This window comes from Aporhodopirellula aestuarii, assembly GCF_023701485.1.
GTDB lineage: Bacteria > Planctomycetota > Planctomycetia > Pirellulales > Pirellulaceae > Rhodopirellula > Rhodopirellula aestuarii.
In genome coordinates this window covers 40,535-65,286 of the sequence record NZ_JAMQBK010000022.1, presented here as the reverse complement: position 1 = coordinate 65,286, position 24,752 = coordinate 40,535, and the positions used below count along the sequence as shown (strand labels likewise).

Below are 24,752 nucleotides of genomic sequence, written 5' to 3'. Positions count from 1 at the left end.
TTCGAAATCAGTTGATGCAGGTTGTCAGGCAAAGAGTTACGAGCGATACGTCGCGACAGAGATTCCGAACGCTGGGCGATGGTTGATGATGCAATGTTTACTGTCGTCTGCGCTGAGACGTTTCATTCGGAAGGTATTGATTTCGCCAAGCATTTGGCTACGCAAGTGATCGTTGACGTATGCGTCGTGCCGAAGGTCATCACTTGGATTGAGGTAGCGGTGTTTGGGCAGTGGAAGGCAATGCGTTGTCGGCTCGGTTGACGGATGTTGCCAGCTTTTCAGTCTCTTCTTCTGACTGAATCGGAGTGACCAACATGCCGATGATCGCTGGCGACGGATTCGCGATGACGAGTGTTTCGCCACCTTCGAGCCCCGAGGCCACAACTGCGTAATCGTCTTGCGTGAGTTGCACCTGAATGCTTTGCTTGGCCAAACGGTTTTCTTCATCAACGAGATACACCGAGTTGCTGTGAATCGTTCGCCGAGGAATGACGACTTGATTCGGCAATGGTTCTCCAAAGATGTCCACGTCACAGAACGCCCCTTCGAGTAAAGGAGGTTGAGGTCGTTCTTGTTGAGGAGGCAGTACGTTGTCCACACCGACGACGAAGCCAACCATTTTGGTTTGCGAATCGACAACCTCACGAACTCGCAAGAATCGGCCGCGATACGATTCTGTCGATTCCGTTCCGGCGACGTTTACGATCGCCTCAAACTGAAACATCTCACGAAAGGATTCGGGGGTAAGATTTTGTCGAGCTTCGAAATCACCGACGACTGAAACAAACAGTCGGTGTATGACTTGCAATGGCAGCTGGACCTCGACCTCCATTTCCGTGCCGCTGTAGGCGACGAATAGCTCCTCGCCCACACCAACGTACTGGCCAACTTCGAGCTGCACGCTTCCCACTCGCATGTCGAATAGTGCCGCGATCTTTGTTCGCTCGATATCCCGGAGAGCTTGATCTTTCTGGACTTCCGATTGTCTTGCCGCCGCTCGTATCGCTTTGATTTGAGGCGTGATCAAGGCAATGCTGTTTTTGAGTTCTTGAACGGCTTTTTCTTGCGTCAACAACTCGCGTCGTTTCTCGTCGATCGACGCGTTCGAACCCGCTCGCCGGGACAACAACGTTTGCTCGCGGTCAAATTCTCGTTGTAATATCTCGAGCATTTGGTTCTCGAGTGCGAGTTTTTTCTCGTTGTTCGCGATCGATTGTTCGAGTTGTTCGATTTCCGCGTTTTGTTGATCGATTGCGGCGTCCAGTTCCTCGACACGTGACTGATAATCGGAATCGTCGATTTCCAGCAACACCTCGTCGGCCTGGATTCGTGAACCCGCACTCAGGTCTGGATGGATCTTTTTGATTCGGCCTTCGGCCTTCGACCTGAGGCACCGCTCGCCACGATCGAGCGTACTTGGCCGTCCCGTACCCGCTGACCATCGGGCGAACATCCATTCGTTCGACGACGATCGTTTCTAACACCCGAGACGCTTCTTCCTCGGTCTGCATCGAGAGCGGGGGCGAATGTTTTACCAGCCACGCGTAGGCAAAGATCGCCAATAGGATTGGCGGGAATACAAGCGATCGCTTTCCCCACCTCCGCCATGATGGGGCTGAACTCATGTTGTGTTTCTCGCCGTGGTTGGTAGATCAATTGGTACGGAGACGCGTGTACGAATCGTCGCTGGATTCCCTCCGAGACGTGCCGTTCCCATTGACGGGACGCCGTTCGGTAATGCAATGCGCATTGGAAGACCTGAAGAGGCCACAAAAATCCAGGATATCCACCGCCAACACCAAGGCCGTCAATTGAATTGGGCAGCTCGGTGAACGCTGCGACAAGTTACTCAATTAATGTGACGCGGTCCCGTCACCGGTCGCTCGCTCGTGTGATTGACGGCGAGTGAGTAACCAATTGGGATCCGATCCTCCGAAGCGAAGGTTTTTGGATCCAGCGTTGCGTCGGTTGCTCCGACGTAAAAGTGGGCGGGAACGCTGTTGCCGTCAGCACGCACGTAAGAAAACTGATACTTGGGTGTGTCAAACCTTTTGGTGACTAATTCTTCTTCGGCTGCTACGACTTGGGAATTGCCGCGCAAGTCTTCAGTCGCGATAGCGACAACAGGCGAAAGTCCCGAACGCCAGTCCGGGGTCGACTTTTGATCGTTTGACTTCGCGTGGAGAGCGATTGTTCGTGGGAGGAATTGTTTGCGGGAGCAATTAGGACAATTGCCCTACATTGGTGTGGGCTTGTTTTGGTGGCGTCGTGGATTGTGCGGTGCGTAAACGGTAAGCTAGAGAGCGATGTTGCTTCGCGGTCCGGGGAAATCTATGCGTTCGTCCCTCACTCAAGTCCTGTTGATTGGCATGGTGTTGCTCGCGGGGGTGTTTGCGTTTGTCAGAGTGACGCGCGATTCAGCGAATAAAACGAACGACCCAAATTCGACGACCGGGAAAACAGCACACGCTCCAGCAACGACCGCGTCTGCCACCGCCCCCGCAACGAAAAAAGATCGAGGCTCGAACGCACCGAACGATACCGACGCCCTCACCGGTTCGTCGTCAACAACGAGAAAGGTCGAACTGCCCGAGGGGATCGTTGGCACGGCGACTTGTGCCGGCTGTCACCCGGCACAGTTTGAATCGTATCAGCAGACCGATCACAGTCGCTCGCTAGCGGCATGGACGCCCGAGACCAGCGTTCCGCTGGATCACTTCACACACTCAAAAAGCCGTACGGTCTACACCGCATTCGAAGAGGCGGGGAAACTGTACCACCGCGAAGAACTTCAGATTTCCGGCGAATCAGACGGTGCTGATCCGTCGCGCATGCCGACGGGAACGTTACCGGTGAAGTACGTGATGGGTAGCGGTGCGTTTGCACACGCCTATTTGCTGCAGGATGGGGAATACTTGCTCCAGTCGCCGATGACGTGGTACACCCAACCGCAACGATATGAGATCGCACCGAGCTACGACGAAGAACATCATTCCGGATTGACACGGGTCGTGTCTTCGCGATGTCTGTACTGCCATGCCGGGAGCCTATCGACACCAACTGGCAATGAAGACGTCGTGACGATTTTTGAAGAGGCGATCGGTTGCGAACGCTGCCATGGGCCCGGTCAATCACACGCCCAACTCTATCAAAATGTGGACGATTCCGACGCAATTGCCTTTGCCAATATAACCGATACGCTCATCGTCCATCCTGGTAATTTGAGCCGTGATCTTGCCGACGCGATCTGCGCCCAGTGTCACTTGCAAGGAGACATCGTCGTCGAACAAGCGGGTAAATCGGTTTGGGACTATCGCCCCGGCGAACCGCTCGATTCAACCATAATCTCTTACAAAATCGACGATCAAACACAGTCTCAAAAAACGTTTGTTGACCACTTTGATCAGATCTGGCAAAGCAAGTGCTATTCACAGTCAGACTCTCTGAAATGCATCTCGTGCCATGATCCTCATCACGCACCCTCGGAAGAAAACATCGACGTGGTGCAACGCGAGTATTGTACTCAGTGTCATCAGCATTCCGAGTGTGGATTGTCCCTAGAAGAACGCATCGAACAGGAGAACGATCGCTGCGTCGCTTGTCACATGCCGCGAATCAAAAGTGAGGTCGCTCACGCGGCGACGACCCATCACACCATCGGTATCCACCAACTTGATGACAGGAAAGACGGCACACCTCAGGGCACCGCATCCGTGGTAACCGACGATCCCATGTCGAAAGTGCTGCGTCGGATGCGAAGCCCTGTGGAGGAGGTTTCTGCGGACGAGAACGCGTCTCGAAACGACCTCCTAGCCCGAGCCATGCAACTCGTCAAAATTGATATTCGCCAGCCGAGGGAGAAGGGATCCGACTCGCCGCGTCCTCAGTCACCCCTCCGGGATCTGATCGCGCATGCCAAAGACTCCCCGTCGGACTTGGACGTCTTGGTTCACATCGCGTTGCTGGCGCGGTGGGAGGCCGAGTGGTTGTCTATGCATCCGAGTGAAACATCCGAACAGGAATCCTCGCAGCGGTGGCAGGTCGCGGGCGCGTATGCCGAACGAGTCATCCGAGTCGAGCCGTCGCCCAACGATAATCGCAAGAAGGCTCTCGACGTACTCTTCGATGTCCACTACGCGGCGCAGCAATACGCCGATGCGGTTGCCGCGGGACGAGAGCTTGTGGCCTCCAAACGATCTGAAATTCATCAGTACAATTTGGGGTTGGCTCTGGGCAAGATACGGCGTTTCCCTGAAGCGGAACACGCATTCAAAGAGTCAATTCGAATTGACGGACGATACCTGCAACCTTATCTATCGCTGATCAAACTCTATCAAGCCATTGACCCGGCACTCGCCGATCGTGTCCGCCGTAGTGCCGCAGCTGTCCAAGCCAATCTCGAATCAAAATGAGCGGGCTCGGTCAACTCGGTTGGTCGCGCGAAACCGCGGCGAGGCCAACGTGGTTTCGCTATCGACCCGCAATCACGCCGTGGCAAACAGGCGGCCGGATTGGCGGGCGTTCGAGGCCGGGGTTGGTGGTGCATCGGTGAAGCCTTTGACAGGCTCCAGTTCGATTTCTCGGAGTGTTCGCTGGAAGACCTCACGTGCTTCGGACGAGCAGTTTGCGATCAGCTCGCGAACTTCATCGGGGTGCGTGACTTCCGTGATCGGCGTGATACCGCTCGCCGTTTGACTGAGCACCAGGATGCGACGTCCGCATTTGACGAGCATCAGTTTCGTTCGTGGGTCGAGCATGACGTGACCCAGCGGAGTCAATGCCGATGCGGGTAACGGTTTGGACGCCGCGGCGCCACCACCAAACTTGCGACCTGCCCAAACGAGTGCGCAGAACAATGCCAAGACGATTGCGAGACTTGACGCGACCGTGACTAAGGGGCCGATCATCTTCGAACGTGACGATTCGGGTGTTTCGTCTAGAGGGAGTCCTGCATTGGCTTCGACGGTTGCCTCATCAGACTCCAGGACGCGGTACACCGGTGGGCCTGTCGCGGTACCGTGATCGTTCGCGAGTTTCTTGGTGTCGGTGACACGGGGGTTAAGCGCCGGGAAGCTGCCACTGCGGGCGACGACCTGAGGACGCGAGTTGTCTTCGTCGTGTGAAGTTTCATCAGCCGAATAGGACGTGAAGTTGTTTTCCCAGGCACTGGCGGTTGGTAAGGTGAATGCCGCGAAGATTGCCAGTACCAGAAGGGCCCGGGTAAGCTTGGTGGGGATGTTCAACACTAAGCTCCCACAAGTTCGGTCACGCGAACACAGAAGTTGTCGTTCATGACCAACACTTCGCCGCGTGCGATCAAGCGACCGTTGGCGAAAATATCAACGGGATCACCGGCGAGTTTATCGAGTGCCACGACGCTGCCTCTGCGAAGACGCAGGACTTCTTCGAGCCGCATTTTGGTGCGTCCGAGTTCGATCCGCAGGTCCATTTCCACTTCATCGATGAGATCGACGTCGTGGGTGGTTTGCTCAAGATCTGCAGGGGACAGATCTCCGAGGGCGAAGGGGCGTGCGACATCTCTTGCCTTGCCCTCTTCGTCACCCGTGGCGGCGGAGAGGGATTGGGAAGCCTCGTTGAGCAGGGCTTCGATGTCATCCGTATTGAGCTGTTCTTTGGCACCGCTCGAGCTGTCCGTTGTGCTCATCGCCCGTCCTTGGGTATTTCAGTCCTCGATCAGTTGGTAGTCGTTGAATCCGACTCCCAGCAACATGTCTTCATCCAGCAAGTGGTTGCATATCGTCAAAATCCGTCGTTCGAGCAAGCCCAATTGGTTGTCTTGGAGTTCTGAAAGCTCGCTGTTGCGGATTTTTTTGCGGATTTCGTGGCGAAGACGGCCGGTTTTGCTCTCGAACTCTTTCTCCATTTTTTCCCGGTTTTTGGCCCGGATCAGTCCGTAGAGTCGCAGTTCGACGCGGAAAGATCGGTCCGTATCGGTGGGGCTGAAGGTTTCGCCGAACGTTCCCAGTTCGAATTCCTCGACCTGGTTTTCGTCAGACGTTTCCTGTTCGGCTTGTTTGGCACCCTCTTGGACAGACTGAATCAGTTGTTGTTCGGCCAGGGCGCTGACTTGTTCGGCGCTCGGAACGAGAAAGAAAAACATCCCGGTTTCGATCACCACAATCATGCCGACAAAGCCTATGACCAGCCCCAGGTTGCTGCGCGGACGCTGGGTAGGCGGATCGGATTCCGATTCGGCTTGTGGTGTTGCTTCGTCTGCCATGGCATTCTCACTAAGGGAGTCGATGACGGTGAGTCAAGAAAGGATCTGATAAAAAATCGGGCAACTGCCTCGATGGGTGGTGTTAGCGGGAGGATCGATTGGCGGCGGAATCGGCGATTCCACGCGGGTCTTCGATTCGTTCGTCGAGCATGAAGACTTCGACGCGTGAATCGTTGCCGAACTTGCCACCGGGGCTGTTGCGGGTGATTGGTTCGGTCGCTTCCGCGGATGATACGCGGAAACGATCGGAGGAGATCCCTTCGGTTTCCACGAGAAATCGCTTCACCGCAGCGGATCGCCGGATGGCGAGCAACATGGCCTCGTCGGTTCCACCGGTGCGTGCTGCGAATTCGGCGGAGACGTGACCGCGGACTTCGATTCGTTGTGGTTTTCCTCGCAGTTGTTTCGCCGTTTGTTTCAGGACGTTGAGTGCTTCGCCGCTGAGTCGGTCGCTGCCGACCTCGAAGAACACGACGCTGCCCACCGCGGTCATCTGACCGGGCCGAACGATCCGAACGTGTTGCTCTTCACCGACGGGAGCTTTTTCGGGAACGCCGCCTTTGGCGGTATCCTTTTTCTTGGCTCGGCCGGTTGTCGAGAGCACCGCGAATTCGGTCTCGCGAGGTTTCGATTTGCCCGGTGTGAGCGCGTCAATGGTTTTCGCGTATCCGAATTGTTGCTGCATCGAATCAACGAGTGCCTGATACGTTTCTTCCTCTTTGATTTCGCTGAGCGAAACCAACATGATGAAGAACGTGAGCAGGAGGCTCATCATATCGCCGAATGTGACAACCCATTCCGGGATGCCCATTGGTTCTTCTTCTTCCATTTCCATCAGGCTAGCTCGCGTTGTTTGGCAGGAAGATAGGTTTGAAGTTTCTGGTCAATCGCGCGGGGGCTTTCACCAGACTGGATCGCCATCACGCCGCGGATCGCGATCTCCATACTGAGTTGTTCGTTGCGGCTCATCAGTCCGAGTTTTTCAGCGAAGGGGCTGAAGAACACGTTGGCCACGATTGCCCCGTAGAGCGTTGTGATCAGAGCCACTGCCATCCCGGCACCAATCCCCGACGGGTCGGACATGTCTTGCAACATCATGATCAACCCCATCAGGGTCCCGATCATTCCGTAGGCTGGTGCGAAACGACCGAGTTGGTCCATGATGCTTTTGCCTTCGCGGTGACGCATTGCCATCCCGGCGACTTCAGTACGCAGCACCTCTTCGACGATTTCGGGTGCCGTTCCGTCGACGGCCATTTGCAAACCGGTTCGTACGAGCGGGTTTTGAATGTCCCCGATCTTGGCTTCGAGCGCGAGCAGGCCGTCCTTGCGGGCGACTTCAGCAAGTTCGACGATCGACTTGATCAACGCAAGCCGGTCTTCGGCTTTGTTCATGATGACCTTCATCGCAATCATCGGGCTCTTGATCATGCTCGGCAGTGGGAAGCAAATCAGTGCCGCAGCGAACGCACCCCCAACCACGACGAGCCCTGAGGGGACGTCGATGAACGCGGAGAACGGTGCGGCTCCGAGCATGATCGATGCGAGGATCAAACCCATGGCAAGGATGAGACCGATAAGGCTGGCGATATCCATTGCGAATGATTCCTAGTTTGTTTGATTCAATGAGTCTGCTGGTGAACCACCAAAGGCGGTCAACGGGAGCGGAGGTGGCGGCAAGAAGTGTTTTTGTTGTTGGTATGCGATCGAGCGATCGACGACTTCGTCCATCGTTTCACGAACCACAATTCGCTCACCGCTGTTGAGCGTCACGAAGGTGTCACCACGACGGTCGACGTACCGAATTAATTCGGCGTTGAGGATGAATGCCTCACCGTCCAGGCGTGTTAGTTTGATCATCGCCAGTGGCCCCCCGGCTACTTTCGTTGGTGACATACGATTGGTTTTACGTGCAAGGCTAGATCACAAAACGTGACCACGCGTCCACGAAACTTGTATTCAGGACAATGCGGTACGGGGCCCCCGTTTCACTGATCGTTACAACCAGCAAACGTCAAACATCCCGCAGATCGCAATCACCAACCGTTAAGCCAAGGTCGCCCGATCGAGGGGTGGTTGAGTGTGGTGAAGTCCGACTGCGCATAAAAAAAGCCATGCTCAGTGGATGAGCATGGCTAGGTCGGTTGTTTGTAAATGTCGCCGGTTAGTTTCTCGGCGTTTCGTGACTGTCGTCCCACAATCCAGTGAGTTGGTTGATTGCCGAGTGCAATCGACTTTTCACCGTCCCGACGGGAATGCCGAGTGCTTCGGCGGCTTCGCGATACTTCAGTCCACGGTAGTAGACCAGCTCAACGACTTGTTGCATCGGCTCACCGAGCGAGGAAACCGCGTCGTGAACCCAGCGGCCGTTCTCCTCTCGCGAGGCTTCGGCCAATGGATCGGCACTTGCGCCAACGAGTTTCTCAGACCAGCTGCCGCCGCGGTCGTCATCTTGTCCGCCGCTTGGGCGATCCAAACTGACCATCCGGTGACGTTTGTTGCGTCGCTGGACATCGATCGCTTGGTTGGTCGCGATCGCGTAGAGCCACGGGCGGAAACGACGGGTCAGGTCGAATTGCTGGCACTTCAAGTGAACTTGCAAGAACGTGCCTTGGAAGGCGTCTTCGGCCATTTCCGCGTTGCCCATGTATCGACGCAGGTACGCGTAAATTTCACGTTCATATCGGCGCATCAACGCCTCGTAGATCGCTCGATCGCCGGTTTTGCGATAGCGGGCGATAAGATCTTCGTCTGAAATTTCCTGTTCAGGAGCAACCGATGCCACGCGGGCTCGAACCTGTTCCGATGCACGAGGCGTAGGAACTTTTATCGGCTTTTCCGGAGCAGTTGTGCTCATTGAAAAGTTCATTGGTTCCGTCTTCTAGATAAGGGATGAAAAGATCATGGAATCGGCGTTACAGAATTCTGCTGGAAACGCCAGAGAAGGTCAACTTCTCTCTTAGATAAATGCGTGTGGAGAGGGGGAGGTCCGCCACGAAAAGGGGCTGTACTCGGCTGGGAATCGAAATAATCGTCAAAACCGGGTGGATTCACCTATCGCGGGTGCGGAATTAGCCGTTCTCCACACGGCAATGGAAAATATATCGCCTTCATTATCGTGTTGAGGGCGCCGAAAGTCAACTAGTTGAATTCGTCATTTCATGAGGTTACGAGGTGTTTGGGTAGCTGTTTTCCTGCGTATTAGCTAGCAATTCGCGAATTGAATGGACGTGGACACTCCCGAAGCGGCTTTCCTGGACATCGCGTCAGGACGCGGCGGGCTTTCGCTGTCCGTCCGTTGTCTTAGAGGCCGCTCATTTCAGGTGGTTTTTCTCGACCCAGTTTAATAGCCGCCTTCCGGTTGTGCTCATCGGGAGGTGTCGGAGTTGTTCGGGGCTGCGAAACGCCCATGGATTGGCGAGTTTTTTGGGGCCGCCCGTTCGGGTGGCTCGGTAGACATTGAGTGTGATGCGGAATTTCGTGACCGCGTGTTTCATCGTCTTGACCATTTCCACCAAACGAATTTCCCCGCCGAGGTGTCCGGAGAGCCACCCCTGGAAATGTTCGGCGTTGCTGGCGTCGGGAGGACCGGCTTTGGGGAAATCCCACATCCCGGCGAATCGGTTGCCGGGGGGAATCTGGCGGACGAGCCAGCGGCCTTGGTTGTCCCCCACGAGGGCGGCGTATTCGGATCGGGCTTCGTACTTCGTTTTCTGTGTTTTAGCGGGGATCTCAGCCTGCAGGCCAGCGGCTCGGGTCCGGCACATCTTGGCCACGGGACAAATCAGGCATTTGGGCTCACGTGGGGTGCAAATCAACGCACCGAGCTCCATCGCGGCTTGGTTGAGCGACGCGGGACCACGGCTGCGGTCCGTGGGGGAAAACCTGCGTGGCAAGAGTTGTTCGGAGAAGGTCCACAGTGTTTCCTGCGAGGATTTTTCGTCGACGCTGTCTCGCATCGCGATCAGGCGGCTGAACACGCGAATCGTGTTGCCCTCGAGGATCGGCAGTGGCAGGTTGGATGAGATCGAAAGGATCGCTCCCGCGGTGTAGCGACCGATGCCGGGTAGCGCAATCGCGTCACGGTACTGCAAAGGAAATGCACCGTCGTGGATTTCCACAATCTGTTTGGCGGCCGCATGCATCGATCGGGCTCGCCGATAATATCCGAGTCCCTCCCAGATCCGCATCAGCTCGCTCTCGTCGGCCTTCGCGAGGGCGGTGGCGTCGGGATAACGCTTTAGAAATCGCAGGAAATAGGGCACCACCGTGGCGACCTGTGTTTGTTGGCACATGATTTCGCTGACCCAGACACGGTAGGGCGATGGGTCACGGCGCCAGGGAAGGTCGCGGGCGTTCTCGGCAAACCAATCCAGCAATCCGCTGCGCACGCGGGCACGCCAACGGGCATCGGTGACCGTCGCGGCTGTATCTGCGTTCGCTGCCGGGATTGCGTTCGGAATGTTGGCCGCAGTGCTTGGCGAGTCGCTCACTGTTCCTCGAGCTTCCCGAGTCTCGCGGTGGTGTTTCGCTCTGTCTCACCACGTTGATAGCGGATATGCAGCACTTCACCAGGCATGTGGGCATCGATCGCTTGTTGGAGGTCTTTGAATTGCTTAATGGTTTTACCATCGACCTCGAGGACCACATCGCCGGGTTGCAGTCCAGCTTTTTCAGCCGCCTGACCCCGCAGCACTTCGTTGATCAAGCATTTGTCGAAATTGTCGTAGCACTGGACGCCAAGAAAGCCGCCTTGTTTGAAGATGATCTCAAGGCCGGGGACGGTTTTTCGCAAGGCTTCGACACGGTCGGCGGGCGCGTCGGTGCCGTTGAGTGTCAGTGAAACACGGATCGGCAATGTGCCGAGCTGATCGATCAATTGACCGTTCATTTTGACATATCGCAGTTCGAGTCGGCGGAGTTCAGCGATATCGCCGAGCGTCGCCAGTTCGTCGGCATCAATCTCGCCATGTAATAACGCCAGCGTTTTGAGATCGGGCATCTGTACGACGCCTTCGAGGATATCTTTGCGGATGGCGTCGCCTTTGAGCCGGGCATATTCAATGCCGTCGACCCACTGCAGCAGTTGCAGCAACGCGGGGTCACCATCAAATTCGCCGTCAAACTCAACGATCCGTTTGAGTTCGCTGCGTGATCCGAGGATGAATTCTGCTGTGCCGATCAGCACGCCAGCCTCTCCGAGGACATCGATCGCGAGGGCGCGCCGTACGTCACGGACTTCTTTGGTTGCAATTTTCGCACGGGTGCCTTGGCTGCCACCAAGCGATGAGATCCGAACGAGTTCATCCCACGCGGCGGTCGACACGTTGTCCTCGCCGGCGTCTGCGGTTTGATTGGACGAGGGCATGATCGGGGCGTGGGCCGCAATTTCCTGAAGGATGCTGATCACGCGTTCGGTCGTTTCCAGATCTCCGGTGTCGAGTTCGGTTACGAGTCGTTCCACCGCAGGTTGTCCGACTCGGGTTAGGTCGGCGGTCGCCCGTTTGCGTCGGAGGTACGAATTGCTGGACAATTGCGTAACCCAACGCTCGATATCTTCAGCAGTTGCTTCGCTGGTGGGATGGCCGGGAGCAGGCAGGGCCCGAGCGGTTGACGAGCTAGTTTCCGAGTATTCGTTCGCGGCGTCAGATTCGTGGCCCAGGGCCTCTGATGTTTGACCCGGGGTGGTTGCGGCGGTGGGCTCGTCAGCGTGGGCACCGGTTTGGGAGGCGGGGCCTGCCGCAATACACAGTATTACGGCAACCATCGGCGCAAGGTGGCGAGGGTGGAACGGGACGCCGATCCGACGTCGATTGGCAGCAGAAGGGATCACGAGATTTCTTGGGCGGGTGGGCGATGGATCGATCGTCGGTTGCGATAGTAACAGCGGTGACTCGGGTACCCCCGAACAGACCTCCGCATTATTCTAACGCATTAGTCGCCGTGACCAACATCACCTCATTCCACATATCTACGAGTCTGAAGTACCGATGTCTAACCGTCCCACCTGGATTGTGCTGCTCGGCTGGATCATCGCCGCAGCGATCATTTTGTCTTCTCCGATAGCGTCAGCGCAGGATGACGCGACGGATTCCGCAGCCGAGGTTGTCGAATCCGCACCCGAAAATGCAACCGTTGACGCGGAATCGCCGGGCGAAGTCGAGGTTGAAGAAGAGGAAGTCACGTTGGCGAGTTTGAAAGCGGAAGTCGAAGCCGCCGCGTTGGCCGGACACAACGGTTGGATGCTGGTTTGTTGTGCACTCGTGTTGTTCATGACGGCGCCAGGGTTGGCGATGTTTTATGGCGGGCTTGTGCGGCGGAAGAACGTGCTCAGCGTGATGATGCAGTGCATCTTCCTGATGGGAATGATGACCGTCCTGTGGGCCCTCTACGGATACTCGTTTGCTTTCGGCGGCAGCGGCGGGTGGTTCGGTAATACCGAATACCTCTTCATGAACGGGGTGCAGCGGTATTGGGACGACGCCACCGGGGCAGCAGTGACGCCGATGGAAGGTGGCATCCCTCGAATGACCCATATGTTGTTTCAAGGGATGTTCTTTATCATCACGCCCGCGTTGATTTGCGGTGCGTTTGCCGAACGGATGAAGTTCAGCGCGATGGTGATTTTCTCCATCCTTTGGGGCACCTTTATTTATTGCCCACTGTGCCACTGGGTTTGGGATGGCGGACCGCTCTCGTACAACGAAGGCAGTCTCGCCGGCGGTGCGTTGGATTTTGCCGGTGGAACGGTCGTCCACATCAGCAGCGGTATCTCGGCACTCGTGGCGGCGTTGTTGATCGGACCGCGGATGGGATTCCCACATGAACCTTTGCAACCGCACAATTTGACGTACACCGCACTCGGTGCCGCGATGTTGTGGGTGGGATGGTTTGGATTCAATGCGGGCAGCGAGTTGTTGTCGGATGATTTGACCAGCAGCGCGTTTATGGTGACGCACTTTTCCGCAGCCGCCGGTGCGGTGGTCTGGGCGTTTGCCGAGTGGATTTGGTTGGGCAAGCCTACCGTACTGGGCGCGAGCAGCGGTGCGGTCGCCGGATTGGTTTGCATCACACCTGCCGCCGGATTTGTGCAACCAATGCCTGCACTGGTGATGGGCGGGGTTGCCGGTCTGATGTGTTTCTGGTCGTGTTCACGACTCAAACACATGTTCGGCTACGACGATGCTCTCGATGCGTTCGGTGTCCACGGTGTGGGCGGAACGCTCGGTGCGATCCTGACGGGCGTTTTCGCCACCCGGGCGGCCTGGGACGTCAGCAACGGTGTTCCGATCGGCTTGATCGAATCCGGTGGCAACGCGACGTTGTTGATCGGTCAGATCGTGGCGGTTTTGGTCACGTATGCATTCGCCGGGATTGGCAGTCTGGTCTTGCTCAAACTGATCGATATGCTCGTCGGCTTGCGAGTACAAGCTGAGCACGAACAACGCGGCCTCGACATCGCCGATCACGGCGAAGAAGGCTACCAGTTCGCTTGAGCTAGCAGCTTTAAGCAGTTAGCAGTTAGCAATTAGCTTTGGTGCTGCAGGGTCGGTGGGAACCGGCCCTGCAGGCACGAGCGTCTTAGCCGCGTGAGCCTACGTTTTCTTCGGGTAACATGCCCCAGCGACCGACTTGGCATTTCCAGTCGCGGACGAGTGCGGTGCTGAGGTACCAAGCGTTGGATGCGTATCGTGGGATCAGGCGACCTGGATCGCTGAACATGCGATATGCCCATTCCATTCCGAACCGCTGGTATACCTCGGGGGCGCGGGTTGCCGTTCCGGCGATGAAGTCAAACGAGGCTCCGAGCTGGATGCTGACGGGAACGCCGAGCTGTTGGTAGTTGGCGTGGATCCACTTTTCACCTTTGGGTTGTCCGAAGGCGACGAACAGCAAGTCGGTTTTGGCGTCCCGGATGCGATCGAGCTGTGCGGTATGTTCTTCGTCGGTCAGTTTGCGAAACGGCGGACTCTCAGCACCGGCGACTTGCAGTCCCGGGTACATCGCTTGCAGTCGGGAAGCACACGCTTCTGCGACCCCATCGGCGCCGCCTAAGAAAAACACTCGGTGTCCCTTTTCGGCTGCGCGTTCGCAAAGATGAAAGATCATTTCGCTGCCAGCAACCCGTTCGGGTAGTGCCTTGGTTTTGAGATGGCTTCTCCACACGATCGGTTGTCCATCGGCGAGGATCAACGCGGCATCGGCGGTGATGCGACGGACCTGCTCGTCTTGCGAATTGAGCATGCAGTAATTCAAGTTGGCCGTGATCGCATAAGAGGGCTCGCCCCGGGCGATGAGTCGGTCGATCGCATCAATGCTTTGTGCCATATCGAGCGGCGCGAAGGGGATATCCCACACTTCGACGGTCTCCCGCGGTGCGGCGTCATATGCCCGCTCGTCTTTGACAGCGTTTCCCGGCGATGTTCTCAGTTCGTCGTCTTGGTACCTATGTCGCGGCGGTGGGGCGGCACGGTTGGGTACGAAAACGGGTGCGGTTGTCGAGTTTGCAACGGTCGTATCGAGTGTCGTACTCATGGAACGCCTAACAGATCGTGGTCAGTAGGGAATTTGGGGCAATCGCGGTAGACTGTGTGTTCAAACCTACGTCACAAAATGCACTCGGAAAGTTAATCGCTCGATGTTGTTGTTCTCTTTGGAAGGATTTTCCCCCGCCGCGATGTCCTGTTATGGCGCGTCGTGGAATCGCACCGAGGCGATCGATGCTTTGGCTGCGTCAGGATCGACCTGGGACAGGGTGATCACACCCGTGACCGATCCCGTCGAGCAACTCGGGAGATGGCTCGGATCGAGCAAGTTTCCGGCCGAAGAGATGACCGTGGTGACGGACGACGAGCGACTCGGCGAACTGTCGGTGGCGGACCGTATCGGTGAGCTGATTGTGATCCCATCGCGGGGCGAATTGGTCGCCGACACGCTCGAGGAAACCGCACTCGCCGCACTCACCGCCATCGCCGCCGAACAGTTGGCCGACAATCCGCATGTTTGGTTGCACAGCCGATTTTTAACTCAGTGTTGGGACGCACCACGTGACCTTTTTCCCGTCGATCAACTCGACGAAGAAGACCTCGAGCCGATGGACCCCTCGGAGTCGATCGAACATGAGTTGAATTCAACTGGCGACGTCCGCTGCAATGTGCCGCCAATCCTTGGTGACGTTTGGCCGCCGGACCGAATGATCGGGAGCAGTGACGATCCGGATTGGATCATGGCTTGGATGCGGACCTATGGATGTCAGATCCGATTGGTCGATGCGATGGTCGGGGTGCTCAGTTTGATCGCGGCAGCGAGCAATCAGAAGGCGATGTTGCTTACCGGCACAAGTGGATTTGCGTTGGGGCAGAACGGCTGGGTCGGGCATCGGTCCGGGCCGCTGCGGTCCTGTCATTTGAACGTGCCGCAGATCATGGGCGTGTTGAACGCAAACACCAACGACGTCGTGCTTGGGGCAGGAATCCGCGACCGGCGAGTGACGTCAGCGGACGCGCTGCCGGATGTCATTGCGTCGTTGATCGATGATCCCAAATCGTCGCCGATCGCGCCGGAAGTTTGGGCGGCCCGCGATGACGACGATCACGGGCACACTCGCGGCGAGGAAAAGGTCGCCGAAACACCGAGCGTCGTGACGATGTCCGCGGGAGTCAAAGCGGCAGTCACGACAGCAAATTGGTTTTACGTTCGTGGCGGGATGCAAGCCGCAGGCGATCGGCAACTACAAGTTGAGAGCGGTACCGAATCGCCGCACGCGAGCGGCGACGGTTCACGTGATCCGGGAAACTTATTCCTCAAACCCGATGACCTAAACGACGTCAACGATGTCGCCCGTTTAAGGCAGGACGTTGCCGAGGAGTTTGAAGCAAAGCTGACGTAGCGATCGATGATGGGCGTGTGTCCCATCAAGCGGCGTTTACGAATGCGCGAGTTCCTGTTTCGCTTTTTGCAAAAACTGCAACGCGTCCATCGGTGTCATGCTGTCAATGTCAACGTTGCCGATGCGTTGGATCAGCGGATGGTCGGCGTAACCAAAGAGGGTCAATTGGAACGTGTCTCCCGACTTGCCGCCGCTCGGCGGCGCAATCGTGGGACGGTCGTGATTGTCACGGTGGTCAGCTTCGAGTTGGAACAGGATGTCTTTGGCGCGAGCGTTGACTTCCGGCGGGATACCGGCTAGCCGTGCGACTTGGATGCCGTAACTCTTGTCCGCACTGCCGCTGACGATGCGGTGCAGGAAGACGACGTCGTCTTGCCATTCCTTCACGGCCACGTTGAGGTTGCTCACCCGCGGCAAGGTTTCTTCGAGTGCGGCGAGTTCATGATAGTGAGTCGCGAAGAGCGTCCGGCAGCCGATCTGTTCGTGCAAGTGTTCGGTGATCGCCCAGGCCAGTGACAAGCCGTCGTAGGTGCTCGTTCCGCGTCCGATCTCGTCGAGAATCACGAGACTGCGCGAAGTCGCGGTATTGAGAATACGTGCAGTCTCGACCATTTCGACCATGAACGTACTCTGCCCACGGCTGAGTTCGTCGCTGGCACCCACACGTGCAAAGATGTGATCGGCGATGCCGATTTCGGCCGAGTCGGCGGGCACGAAACTGCCCGTTTGAGCGAGCAGAGTGATCAGCGCGACTTGGCGGATGTACGTGCTCTTTCCCGCCATGTTCGGGCCCGTGATCAGGAGGATCATCCCCGACTCGGGACTCTGCATGCAATCGTTGGGGACAAATTCGCCGTGCGGCATCGAGACGTCGAGCACGGGGTGACGCCCGCCTTCAATCCGCAGCACGCTGTCGTCGGTGATCCGTGGTCGATTCCAGTGATGCTGAGCGGCGACTTCGGCGAGCGCGGCGAGCACGTCGACACGGGCGATCGACTCGGCAACCTCTTGCAGGACGGCGAGGTTCGCGTGAGCCATCTGCCGCAGTTGTTGGAAGATGTTCTGTTCGCGAATCGTTGCTTGGTCATCCGCGGCGAGCACTTTTTCTTCGTACTCTTTGAGTTCCGGCGTGATGTACCGTTCGCAGTTCTTGAGTGTTTGTTTCCGGATGAAATCTGCGGGGACTTTGTCCTTCTGCGCGTTGGAAACCTCGAGATAGTATCCGAAGACACGGTTGTAACCGACCTTCAGATTCGCGATCCCGGTCTCGTCCATCTGTCGCTGTTGGTAGTTGGCAATCCATTGCTTGCCCCCTTTTGCGAGTTCACGAAGTGCGTCGAGTTCCGAGTCATAACCGCTGCGGATGAAATTCCCGTCGGCGGCATTGATCGGGCACTCATCGGCCAACGCGTTTTCGAGGTTGGTGCGGAGTTCGGGGCAGAGATGCAAGCGAGATTCGATTTCGGTCAGGCAGTGGCTCACGCGATCGGTCAGCCGTGCCTTGAGGTTGGGCAAGCCGCTGAGAGTTATCGCGATTTGTTGCAGGTCGCGTGGTCCGGTGCGACCGGTGGCGATGCGGGCGAGCAATCGTGTGAGGTCATAAGTTTCGCCCAATATTTTGCGAACATCGCCGCGGAGCGAATGATTGCCAACGAATTCCGACACCGCGTCGGCTCGGTACGCGATCGCCTCCGGTGCAATGAGAGGTGCAGCGAGGTAATCGCCTAGCAATCGCGAGCCCATCGGCGTGACGGCGCGATCGATCACACCGAGCAGTGCGCTGTCGCGGCTGCCGGTTCGCATCGTGCGGTTGATTTCGAGGCTGCGCCGCGTCGCCGCGTCGATCTGCAACACCGGGCTACGGTTGTGGCAGGTTAGAACGCGGAAGTGATCGAGCGAACCACGCTGTGTTTCTTGTAAGTACGACAGCACGGCACCGGCGGCCCGGATCGCGGGCCCCGAGTCGGCTTCGAACCCGAGCCCCTCGAGACTGGAGACGGAGAGTTGTTTCGTCAACGATTTTTCCGCCGCGTCGCGGGCGAAGCTCCACGCCGGACGGCGCGTCCACACCCACGGCATCGTGGTGTCGGGATGGATGTTTGGATCGTCCTCGCAGTAAATCACTTCCGCCGGAGCGATCCGGGCGAGTTCGTCGTCAAGGCGCGCACGAGGAAAGACACCCGATTCAAACCGGCCGCTGGAAAGTTCCGCCCACGCGATCCCGACCATTGGGGACGACGGGTCGGACGCCGATGTTTGGCCTTTTTTGCTGCCTTTGCGTTTGCCCGACGGGTTGGATGCAATCACCGCGGCGACATAGTTGGGCTCTCGCGGGTCGAGCAATCCTTCGTCGGTTAACGTTCCGGCGCTGACAACACGCGTCACTTCGCGGCGTACCAGGCCCTTGGCGAGTTTGGGATCTTCGACCTGTTCGCAAACCGCCGCCCGGTAACCGGCTCGAATCAGTTTTTGCAAATACTGATCGAGCTGGTGGTGGGGAAAGCCCGCCATGGCGGTTGGGTTTTCGCTGTCCTTGTCTCGGCTTGTGAGGTTCAAGCCGAGGATCCGTGCCGCCGTTTTCGCGTCGTCAAGGAACAACTCGTAGAAGTCGCCCATGCGAAAGAACAGCAATGCGTCGCCGCACGCTTCTTTCGCTTCGTGATATTGTCTCATCATCGGTGTCATGACGAGAATCCTAGCGACCTACCCGCTCGTCGGACAGAACCGAACACTCACATTTGTGAGTAAGGTTTGGGCGAGAGGACGAATTTGTCGATGCGGTTGACCGTACCGGCGTACCGCGTGTTCTTGCTCAACACTTTCCAATCGGGATGCACGCGGAACGCCTTCCACGATTCCTGCCGTGCCTCTTCGCTCGGATACAGCGTCAGGTATGTCAGGTTCGGCATTTGTGGGCCGAGTAGGCATTGGCCGATGAAAATCGGGGTGATGCCGCAATCGAGAAAGATCGGGACTTCACCGTTGTTGAACATCTCGACCTTCAAATCACCGACCCGCTCATTGGGGCTTTCATAGAGTCGCAGTTCATAGACGCGGTCGGCGTTGCTAAGACTACCATCGGCGACTTTTAATTCTGGCCAGCACGCCATCGACGAAAGCAGTTCGCTACGAATGCGTTCGTAGGGCGGGTTGTTAGGCGCGCGATCGAGATAGGGTTTGGCAGCGGTTTGATAATCACTGTCGCTGGCGAGCGAATCGCGAACCGTTGCGATTTGATCGAGAGAGTCGTAGGGGATCACAACAAAGATCGCGTTGACGCCAGTGGTATCGTTGGGGCTCGGTGCGAACGCGCCGACGGTTTGAATGCCTTGGCGATTGAGTGCAGGTAGCAATGCATTTTCGAGATAGTGATCGACGGTTTTTTCGTCGCCTTTTTCACCCAAGACGTAGCTGCGAACTTCGTAGAATTGCGATCCTGCGGCGGTGTCGGAATCACTCGTTTGCGCGTGTGTGGGGGGCATCGAAATGGTGACCATGGCGAGCACGGTCAGGCAGGTGGCGAAGGTGAGTCGAGAGTGCATGGCGGGGCGTTCACGCGGGCGGAGGGGAGGGGGAGATGAGCCCGATGGCTCAAGGTTTCCTAACATACCCTAACCAAGAATTGTTGGGGTACCGGCCGGTGAGAGAAGGCAGTTTTGCACTGCCGAAATCCAAGCGAGCGTCCGCGACCGGGCACATCATGTCCCCGGTCCGTGGAGTCGTCGTGAAAAGAGACCGAAAGAACTCGGATGCCCACAAAAACGCTGTTTTTCTGGGATTGACGAAGATTTTCGGCCGATTCAACGAACGTCAGCCCATGGCCGCGAGCTGACCGCGTTCGGCTCCACGCGAAGGCGAACTCGCGGAGGTATCGACTAGCCTACGTGCCTGCGCATCTGGGTCAACATCTGTTTTTTCGATTTCACGCTTCTCAGCTGAATCCGAGAATCTCATCGCCCCTAGCCGGGCAGGACACCCGGTTCTCTAACGAGCGACTGGGACGGAGGTTGCGTCGAGATTGAGCCCTGGGAGGGATTTGCTAGCAAATCATCGAAATTTCCTCCGGAATACCAAAAGGGGGGTGCCCCGGCGGGTCGCTTCGCCCGCCCGGCTTGGGTAACTTGTCAGCCGTCCGGTTCTACCCCGCATTCGTTTTCATTTTTTGGCAGGAACGATTCTCTTGAGCGATTCTTTGGCATCCAACGCCAGCGGCCTGAAAGGCCCTGTGCACCTGGCTGTGGATTTAGGTGCATCCAGCGGACGGGTGATCGCGGGGGCGGCCGATGGCGGAAAAATCCAGCTTGCCGAAGTTTGGCGGTTCGAGAACAAACCCGTCCGGATGCAAGCAGACCTACTGTGGAATCACCTGGGGTTGTGGCAGGACATCACCCACGGGCTCCGCCTCGCCGCGGATCAAGTCGATGCCAGCCCGCTCGGCGAGATCGCTTCGGTCGGCGTCGATACATGGGGGGTCGATTTCGGCTTCATCGACGACAAAAATCAGCTCATCAGCCCGGTGCGATGCTACCGAGACCCCCGCAACCTGGGGCGGATGCAGGATGCCCTCAAGCGTGTGTCCCGCGAGGAGATTTTCGCCGAGACGGGATTGCAGTTCATGGAGATCAATACGCTCTACCAACTGCTTGCCGCCCAACAAGCCGGAGACGTCGGTTACCAGCATGCGACTTCGCTGCTGATGATGGCGGATTTGTTCCACTGGATGCTCTCGGGTGAGCGGACCATTGAGGCGACCAACGCGTCGACCACCCAACTGCTGTCGCCGGTCACCGGCAAGTGGTCGGAAAAGTTGCTCGGGGCGTTCGATTTCCCTTCGCACTGGTTTCCGACTCCGACGCAAGCCGGAACCACCATTGGTGAGGTCCAGTGCAGCGTTGCTACGATGACCGGTTTGCACGGAGTCTCGGTAATCGCGCCGGCGACTCATGACACGGCGTCGGCGGTACTCTCGGTGCCCGCCGAAGAGTTCGCCCCCGCGAAGCCGGATTGGTGCTATATCAGTTCAGGGACGTGGTCGTTGATGGGGGTCGAGTTACCCGAACCGAAGGTCACCAAACTTTGTGCGGAGTTGAACTTCACCAACGAAGGTGGCGTTCACGGCAGCACACGGTTGCTCAAGAACATCGGCGGTTTGTGGATCTTCCAGCAGATTCGCGCGGCGCTGCAGCGTCGCGGTTCGGCACCCTCGTGGGCCGAGATGGTGGAAGCGGCAGAGCAGGCGGAGCCGTTCTCGTTGATAATCAATCCTGACGATCCGTCGTTGTTAGCACCCGCCGATATGATCGACGAGATCTGCTCGTTGGCAGGCCGTACGAACCAGCGTGTCCCGATGGACGACGGCGTCCTGTTCCGCGGGGCACTCGAGGGGCTGGCTCTCCGTTATCGCCTCACGCTTGAGTCGCTCGAACGGTTAACCGAATCGTCGATCAAAACGATCCACATCGTGGGCGGCGGTTCATTGAATGCGTTGTTGTGTCAAATGACCGCCGACGCCTGTAATCGCACGGTGGTCGCGGGGCCGGTCGAAGCGACCGCGATCGGCAACGTTGCGATGCAAATGATTGGTAGCGGCAGGCTGCACAGCATCGTTGAGGCTCGGGATTTAGTTCGCAAGAGTTTTCCGACGAAAACTTACTCGCCGGGGAACAGTCGGGTTTGGGACGAACCGGCGGCACGTTTCGCGGAACTGTAAATCCGATTCCGGAATCGTCAGTGTTCGTTTCGTATTCCTTCTGTTCATGTCTCACCTTTGATGGCTTCATCCCTCACCGAACACGACGAGTCTGGGCGGCTGAAGCGGGAAATTCGCCGCGCAGCCCACGCGGCGCGTCGGGTTCAGCCGCACAAAGATAGGGTCAGCAAACAGATTACGGATGCCGTTGTCGATCTCGCAATTTACCGTCATGCCGATTGCGTCATGTGGTATGTCGATGTGCGAGATGAAGTCCGGACCCGTCAGGTGTTGGCGGATCAAATCGCGAGCGGGAAACAAATCGTGGTTCCGTACTGTGTGGATGATCAACTCGAACTCTTTCGCCTCGAATCAATGGAGGAGCTGGTTGAAGGCATGTACGGAGTTCTCGAACCGAAAGCGGAGCTCCGCGGCCGCCCGGATAAAGTCGCCTCCGTCGATCAGCTCCGTTTGATCCTTGTACCTGGCGTTGCCTTTGATCGCGAAGGCGGTCGGCTTGGGCACGGCAAAGGTTATTACGATCGCCTGCTGCAGAACGTGAGGCCTGACACGCTGCTCGTTTCACTGGCGTTTGAGTGTCAGGTGTTTGACAAAATTCCGATGCAGCCGCACGATGTCCCGATGGATCTGGTCGTCACGCAGTGCAAAGTCTATGAAGGGCGAGGGCGAGGCGGCTGATGAAAGGTTCCTGCACGACCAAGATGGGGCATGCCCTTGAAGTGTGTTTGGCTTTAGGATTGTCTGCCTGGATGCGGATCCGTGCCGACGAGAGCGGGTGGCGGTTGAGATGTCCGTTAATCACTTTTTATAAACGGACGGCTGGCGAATCATGGTAATCAACGCAGCGGTGCATTACGCGTGTTTAGCGATGATGGATCTGGCGATTCATGGCGAGGACGGTGTGCCGGTTCGATCGAGTGAAATCATCCGTCGTAATGACATCCCAGGCCCGTTTCTGGTTCAGATCTTGCGAACCCTTCGGTCAACCGGATGGGTCAAAGCGATCCGCGGCAGTCAGGGTGGGTATCAATTGATCGTCCAGCCCGATGCGATCACGCTGCTCGATATCGCCGAAGCGATCGGCTGCCCCGACTCCATCGCGCCAGCCCAGGATGACGAACCGTCCGCCCAGCAGGTCCTGAAAAAACACTGGCGGGACGCCGACGAACAATCCCGGATCCAACTCAGCCGCGTGCGGTTGGGGGACGTGATCCGCAGCATTCGCGAGAGCGACGAGCCGATGTTTTATATCTAGCGAGACGGTTTGGAGTTGTCTGGGTGTCGGCTGCGTTCGCGTCCGAGGGGAAGAAAGGTCGTAACCGGGCTACGGCGACGATCGAATCGCGATTGTTGCGGAACATTTTTTCACCGTTGAGGCCGCCGCAATCGCCTGATTATGATCCGCCGAGGCATTTCGCTGGTGGAGGCCGCCGATCGGCGTCTCCGGTCACGATTCGGAAGGGCCACCACTGCCGCGAAATGTAATCGTGGCGCAAAATTCGCTTCGAAATTGGTATACGGCGCCCTCCACGGGCGGTAAATTGGCCAAGAAAATGCGACAATCAAGCAACATTCAGGCGAGGGCTAGTCGTTCTCGCTCCACCGCACCGGGGAAAGGGCATTCATGCTGAAATTGGAATCGAAGTCGGAAGGATCCGTGCCGCAGCCGCACGAAAGCCATTTCTATCACAACTTGGTTCCGGCATATCAAGCTCTTTGGCCGGCGGTCGCGAAACGTCGGATTCAGGCGAATCTCACGGCTCTGGATATCCCCTCCGGGACGCGAGTTTTGGAAGTCGGTGTCGGCACCGGCATGTCGCTCGAAGCCTATCCGCATCATGCGGAGGTTCTCGGCGTCGACCTCTCCGAATCGATGTTGGCCGAAGCCGAGGTGTTGATCGACAAGAACGAATGGCGGCACATTCAGGTGCGTTCGATGAACGCGGAGGAATTACAGTTCGACGATGCGAGCTTCGATTTGGTGACGTCGTTTCACACGATCAGCGTCGTTTCTCGTCCTGAGCAGATGATGCGAGAGATGGTTCGCGTCTGCAAACCTGGAGGGCGGATTCTCGTCATCAACCACTTCCGCAGCGAGAACCCGTTGATCGCTCGCGTGGTCGATTCCGCAGGCGGCATTACTCGCCGACTTGGCTGGCGAACCGACCTCGAGGTCAACGATTTGTTAACCGAACTGCCAATCGAAGTTGAGAGTTGTCACAAGAACAACCCGCTTTCCCTGTTCCGTGTGCTTGTCGCCAAACGCATCTGAGCACGTCGTTAGCTGGAAAACACTTCGTTCTGGCAGACGTATTGGAGTTTTCGATTTTCACGTAGCGGAGCCTCTCCGAGGCTTCCGAAGCAGAAACGCCCGCAATTTTCGGTCTCGGGGGATTCGATTTAATTACTGCGGGATTTCAAAAGTAGCGGAGCGGCGCGAGCGGACTGTTGAGTTAGTCGTTTCGCAAACATGAGTGAGCCGACAGCGCCAGCTGCGGGCGTCCAATGAGCGCATCGTAGCCGTAAGGCCCGCGGCTAGCGCCGACGGCTCACTAAATCAACAGCCCGCGAGCCGTCCGGTGACTCGGGACCGGACGGCTTGCGCCGTTACCGCTAAAAAAGGCACTAAAACAATCAATGTCCCCCGCAAACGAAGCTTACGGGAACGCTCGTTCGCAGAGCGAACGGCCACACTAAATAACTTCACAGCCTCTCCGAGGCTCCGGAAGCAGAAACGCCCGCAATTCTCGGTCTCGGAGAGACCAAGCTATCTGAGAAGTGGCGTTTTCCAGCTAGACGTGTCGAAAGCATCGCCACGTCGAATCGCTTGGCGTGTTGAATCGACGGTGATGGGAAGCTCGGGGGTTCGTCGTTGCGGGACGGTGCTGCCTGCCTTGTTCCGCGGCAATTCC

Annotated in this window: 21 protein-coding genes; 7 read left to right on the top strand and 14 right to left on the bottom strand. The window is 57.3% G+C overall.

Annotation, left to right across the window (positions count from 1 at the left end; translation table 11 throughout):
• Window positions 1-199: 199 nt before the first annotated feature.
• Together NB063_RS07345 and NB063_RS07340 are read right to left on the bottom strand one after the other, a co-directional pair.
• Window positions 200-1,453 carry an efflux RND transporter periplasmic adaptor subunit gene (locus NB063_RS07345; protein WP_250928112.1) on the bottom strand — a complete coding sequence of 418 codons (1,254 nt, stop codon included), beginning with the start codon at window positions 1,451-1,453 and terminating at the stop codon, window positions 200-202.
• A 396-nt stretch (window positions 1,454-1,849) separates the two neighbouring features.
• Window positions 1,850-2,101: a hypothetical protein gene (locus tag NB063_RS07340; protein WP_250928111.1), complete on the bottom strand. Its 252-nt coding sequence runs from the start codon at window positions 2,099-2,101 to the stop codon at window positions 1,850-1,852.
• 232 nt (window positions 2,102-2,333) lie between these two features.
• Here NB063_RS07340 and NB063_RS07335 point away from each other — a divergent pair, with 232 nt between their 5' ends.
• Window positions 2,334-4,412, top strand: a complete 2,079-nt coding sequence (locus NB063_RS07335) for a cytochrome c family protein (protein WP_250928110.1) — start codon at window positions 2,334-2,336, stop codon at window positions 4,410-4,412.
• 72 nt (window positions 4,413-4,484) lie between these two features.
• Here the strand turns inward: NB063_RS07335 and fliO are convergent, their stop codons facing one another.
• The 9 genes from fliO to NB063_RS07290 form a co-directional block, all read right to left on the bottom strand.
• Window positions 4,485-5,246, bottom strand: a complete 762-nt coding sequence (gene fliO / locus NB063_RS07330) for a flagellar biosynthetic protein FliO (RefSeq protein ID WP_407652562.1) — start codon at window positions 5,244-5,246, stop codon at window positions 4,485-4,487.
• Window positions 5,246-5,665: a flagellar motor switch protein FliN gene (gene fliN / locus NB063_RS07325; protein WP_250928108.1), complete on the bottom strand. Its 420-nt coding sequence runs from the start codon at window positions 5,663-5,665 to the stop codon at window positions 5,246-5,248. The genes fliO and fliN overlap by 1 nt, the downstream gene beginning before the upstream one ends.
• 18 nt (window positions 5,666-5,683) lie before the next feature.
• The gene (locus NB063_RS07320; protein WP_250928107.1) at window positions 5,684-6,241 is read right to left on the bottom strand and encodes a dihydrolipoamide acetyltransferase; all 558 of its coding nucleotides are present in this window, start codon (window positions 6,239-6,241) and stop codon (window positions 5,684-5,686) included.
• Between the two features lie 82 nt (window positions 6,242-6,323).
• Window positions 6,324-7,076 (bottom strand): OmpA/MotB family protein, encoded by a 753-nt coding sequence (locus NB063_RS07315; protein WP_250928106.1) that lies wholly within the window; start codon window positions 7,074-7,076, stop codon window positions 6,324-6,326.
• The gene (locus NB063_RS07310) at window positions 7,076-7,837 is read right to left on the bottom strand and encodes a motility protein A (RefSeq protein ID WP_250928105.1); all 762 of its coding nucleotides are present in this window, start codon (window positions 7,835-7,837) and stop codon (window positions 7,076-7,078) included. The genes NB063_RS07315 and NB063_RS07310 overlap by 1 nt, the downstream gene beginning before the upstream one ends.
• A 12-nt stretch (window positions 7,838-7,849) precedes the next feature.
• A complete protein-coding gene (locus tag NB063_RS07305; RefSeq protein WP_250928104.1) occupies window positions 7,850-8,137 on the bottom strand; it encodes a flagellar FlbD family protein in 288 nt (95 codons plus the stop codon).
• 268 nt (window positions 8,138-8,405) lie between these two features.
• The gene (locus NB063_RS07300) at window positions 8,406-9,098 is read right to left on the bottom strand and encodes an RNA polymerase sigma factor (RefSeq protein ID WP_250928103.1); all 693 of its coding nucleotides are present in this window, start codon (window positions 9,096-9,098) and stop codon (window positions 8,406-8,408) included.
• A gap of 457 nt (window positions 9,099-9,555) precedes the next feature.
• Window positions 9,556-10,734, bottom strand: coding sequence for an A/G-specific adenine glycosylase (mutY, locus tag NB063_RS07295; protein WP_250928102.1), 1,179 nt, complete (start codon window positions 10,732-10,734; stop codon window positions 9,556-9,558).
• Window positions 10,731-12,074: a PDZ domain-containing protein gene (locus tag NB063_RS07290; RefSeq protein WP_250928101.1), complete on the bottom strand. Its 1,344-nt coding sequence runs from the start codon at window positions 12,072-12,074 to the stop codon at window positions 10,731-10,733. The genes mutY and NB063_RS07290 overlap by 4 nt, the downstream gene beginning before the upstream one ends.
• Window positions 12,075-12,231: 157 nt before the next feature.
• On the opposite strand from NB063_RS07290, the gene NB063_RS07285 reads away from it, so the two are divergent.
• The gene (locus tag NB063_RS07285) at window positions 12,232-13,737 is read left to right on the top strand and encodes an ammonium transporter (RefSeq protein WP_250928100.1); all 1,506 of its coding nucleotides are present in this window, start codon (window positions 12,232-12,234) and stop codon (window positions 13,735-13,737) included.
• Between the two features lie 85 nt (window positions 13,738-13,822).
• Here NB063_RS07285 and NB063_RS07280 read toward each other — a convergent pair whose 3' ends face one another.
• Complete coding sequence (locus tag NB063_RS07280; protein WP_250928099.1) at window positions 13,823-14,776, bottom strand: WecB/TagA/CpsF family glycosyltransferase; 954 nt, start codon at window positions 14,774-14,776, stop codon at window positions 13,823-13,825.
• A gap of 103 nt (window positions 14,777-14,879) precedes the next feature.
• Between NB063_RS07280 and NB063_RS07275 the strand changes: the two genes are divergently transcribed.
• Entirely contained in the window at window positions 14,880-16,130 is a 1,251-nt protein-coding gene (locus NB063_RS07275) for a hypothetical protein (protein WP_250928098.1), read from the top strand.
• Window positions 16,131-16,166: 36 nt separating this feature from the next.
• Here the strand turns inward: NB063_RS07275 and mutS are convergent, their stop codons facing one another.
• Window positions 16,167-18,815: a DNA mismatch repair protein MutS gene (mutS, locus tag NB063_RS07270; RefSeq protein WP_250928097.1), complete on the bottom strand. Its 2,649-nt coding sequence runs from the start codon at window positions 18,813-18,815 to the stop codon at window positions 16,167-16,169.
• Between the two features lie 47 nt (window positions 18,816-18,862).
• Window positions 18,863-19,612 (bottom strand): NIPSNAP family protein, encoded by a 750-nt coding sequence (locus NB063_RS07265; RefSeq protein WP_322975085.1) that lies wholly within the window; start codon window positions 19,610-19,612, stop codon window positions 18,863-18,865.
• Between the two features lie 698 nt (window positions 19,613-20,310).
• Here NB063_RS07265 and NB063_RS07260 point away from each other — a divergent pair.
• The 4 genes from NB063_RS07260 (at window position 20,311) to NB063_RS07245 (ending at window position 24,112) form a co-directional block, all read left to right on the top strand.
• Window positions 20,311-21,840 carry a rhamnulokinase gene (locus NB063_RS07260; protein WP_250928095.1) on the top strand — a complete coding sequence of 510 codons (1,530 nt, stop codon included), beginning with the start codon at window positions 20,311-20,313 and terminating at the stop codon, window positions 21,838-21,840.
• 60 nt (window positions 21,841-21,900) lie between these two features.
• Window positions 21,901-22,518 (top strand): 5-formyltetrahydrofolate cyclo-ligase, encoded by a 618-nt coding sequence (locus tag NB063_RS07255; protein WP_250928094.1) that lies wholly within the window; start codon window positions 21,901-21,903, stop codon window positions 22,516-22,518.
• Between the two features lie 151 nt (window positions 22,519-22,669).
• Complete coding sequence (locus tag NB063_RS07250) at window positions 22,670-23,095, top strand: RrF2 family transcriptional regulator (RefSeq protein ID WP_250928093.1); 426 nt, start codon at window positions 22,670-22,672, stop codon at window positions 23,093-23,095.
• 369 nt (window positions 23,096-23,464) lie between these two features.
• Entirely contained in the window at window positions 23,465-24,112 is a 648-nt protein-coding gene (locus NB063_RS07245) for a class I SAM-dependent methyltransferase (protein WP_250928092.1), read from the top strand.
• Window positions 24,113-24,752: the final 640 nt, after the last annotated feature.

Coding starts and splice junctions, on each gene's coding strand:
- NB063_RS07335 (WP_250928110.1), top strand. CDS start 2,334: ATGCGTTCGTCCCTCACTCAAGTCCTGTTGATTGGCATGGTGTTGCTC.
- NB063_RS07305 (WP_250928104.1), bottom strand. CDS start 8,137: ATGTCACCAACGAAAGTAGCCGGGGGGCCACTGGCGATGATCAAACTA.
- NB063_RS07310 (WP_250928105.1), bottom strand. CDS start 7,837: ATGGATATCGCCAGCCTTATCGGTCTCATCCTTGCCATGGGTTTGATC.
- mutS (WP_250928097.1), bottom strand. CDS start 18,815: ATGACACCGATGATGAGACAATATCACGAAGCGAAAGAAGCGTGCGGC.
- NB063_RS07250 (WP_250928093.1), top strand. CDS start 22,670: ATGGTAATCAACGCAGCGGTGCATTACGCGTGTTTAGCGATGATGGAT.
- NB063_RS07255 (WP_250928094.1), top strand. CDS start 21,901: ATGGCTTCATCCCTCACCGAACACGACGAGTCTGGGCGGCTGAAGCGG.
- NB063_RS07280 (WP_250928099.1), bottom strand. CDS start 14,776: ATGAGTACGACACTCGATACGACCGTTGCAAACTCGACAACCGCACCC.
- NB063_RS07320 (WP_250928107.1), bottom strand. CDS start 6,241: ATGGCAGACGAAGCAACACCACAAGCCGAATCGGAATCCGATCCGCCT.
- NB063_RS07275 (WP_250928098.1), top strand. CDS start 14,880: ATGTTGTTGTTCTCTTTGGAAGGATTTTCCCCCGCCGCGATGTCCTGT.
- NB063_RS07265 (WP_322975085.1), bottom strand. CDS start 19,612: ATGCCCCCCACACACGCGCAAACGAGTGATTCCGACACCGCCGCAGGA.
- NB063_RS07285 (WP_250928100.1), top strand. CDS start 12,232: ATGTCTAACCGTCCCACCTGGATTGTGCTGCTCGGCTGGATCATCGCC.
- NB063_RS07245 (WP_250928092.1), top strand. CDS start 23,465: ATGCTGAAATTGGAATCGAAGTCGGAAGGATCCGTGCCGCAGCCGCAC.
- fliN (WP_250928108.1), bottom strand. CDS start 5,665: ATGAGCACAACGGACAGCTCGAGCGGTGCCAAAGAACAGCTCAATACG.
- NB063_RS07345 (WP_250928112.1), bottom strand. CDS start 1,453: ATGTTCGCCCGATGGTCAGCGGGTACGGGACGGCCAAGTACGCTCGAT.
- NB063_RS07300 (WP_250928103.1), bottom strand. CDS start 9,098: ATGAGCACAACTGCTCCGGAAAAGCCGATAAAAGTTCCTACGCCTCGT.
- NB063_RS07315 (WP_250928106.1), bottom strand. CDS start 7,076: ATGGAAATGGAAGAAGAAGAACCAATGGGCATCCCGGAATGGGTTGTC.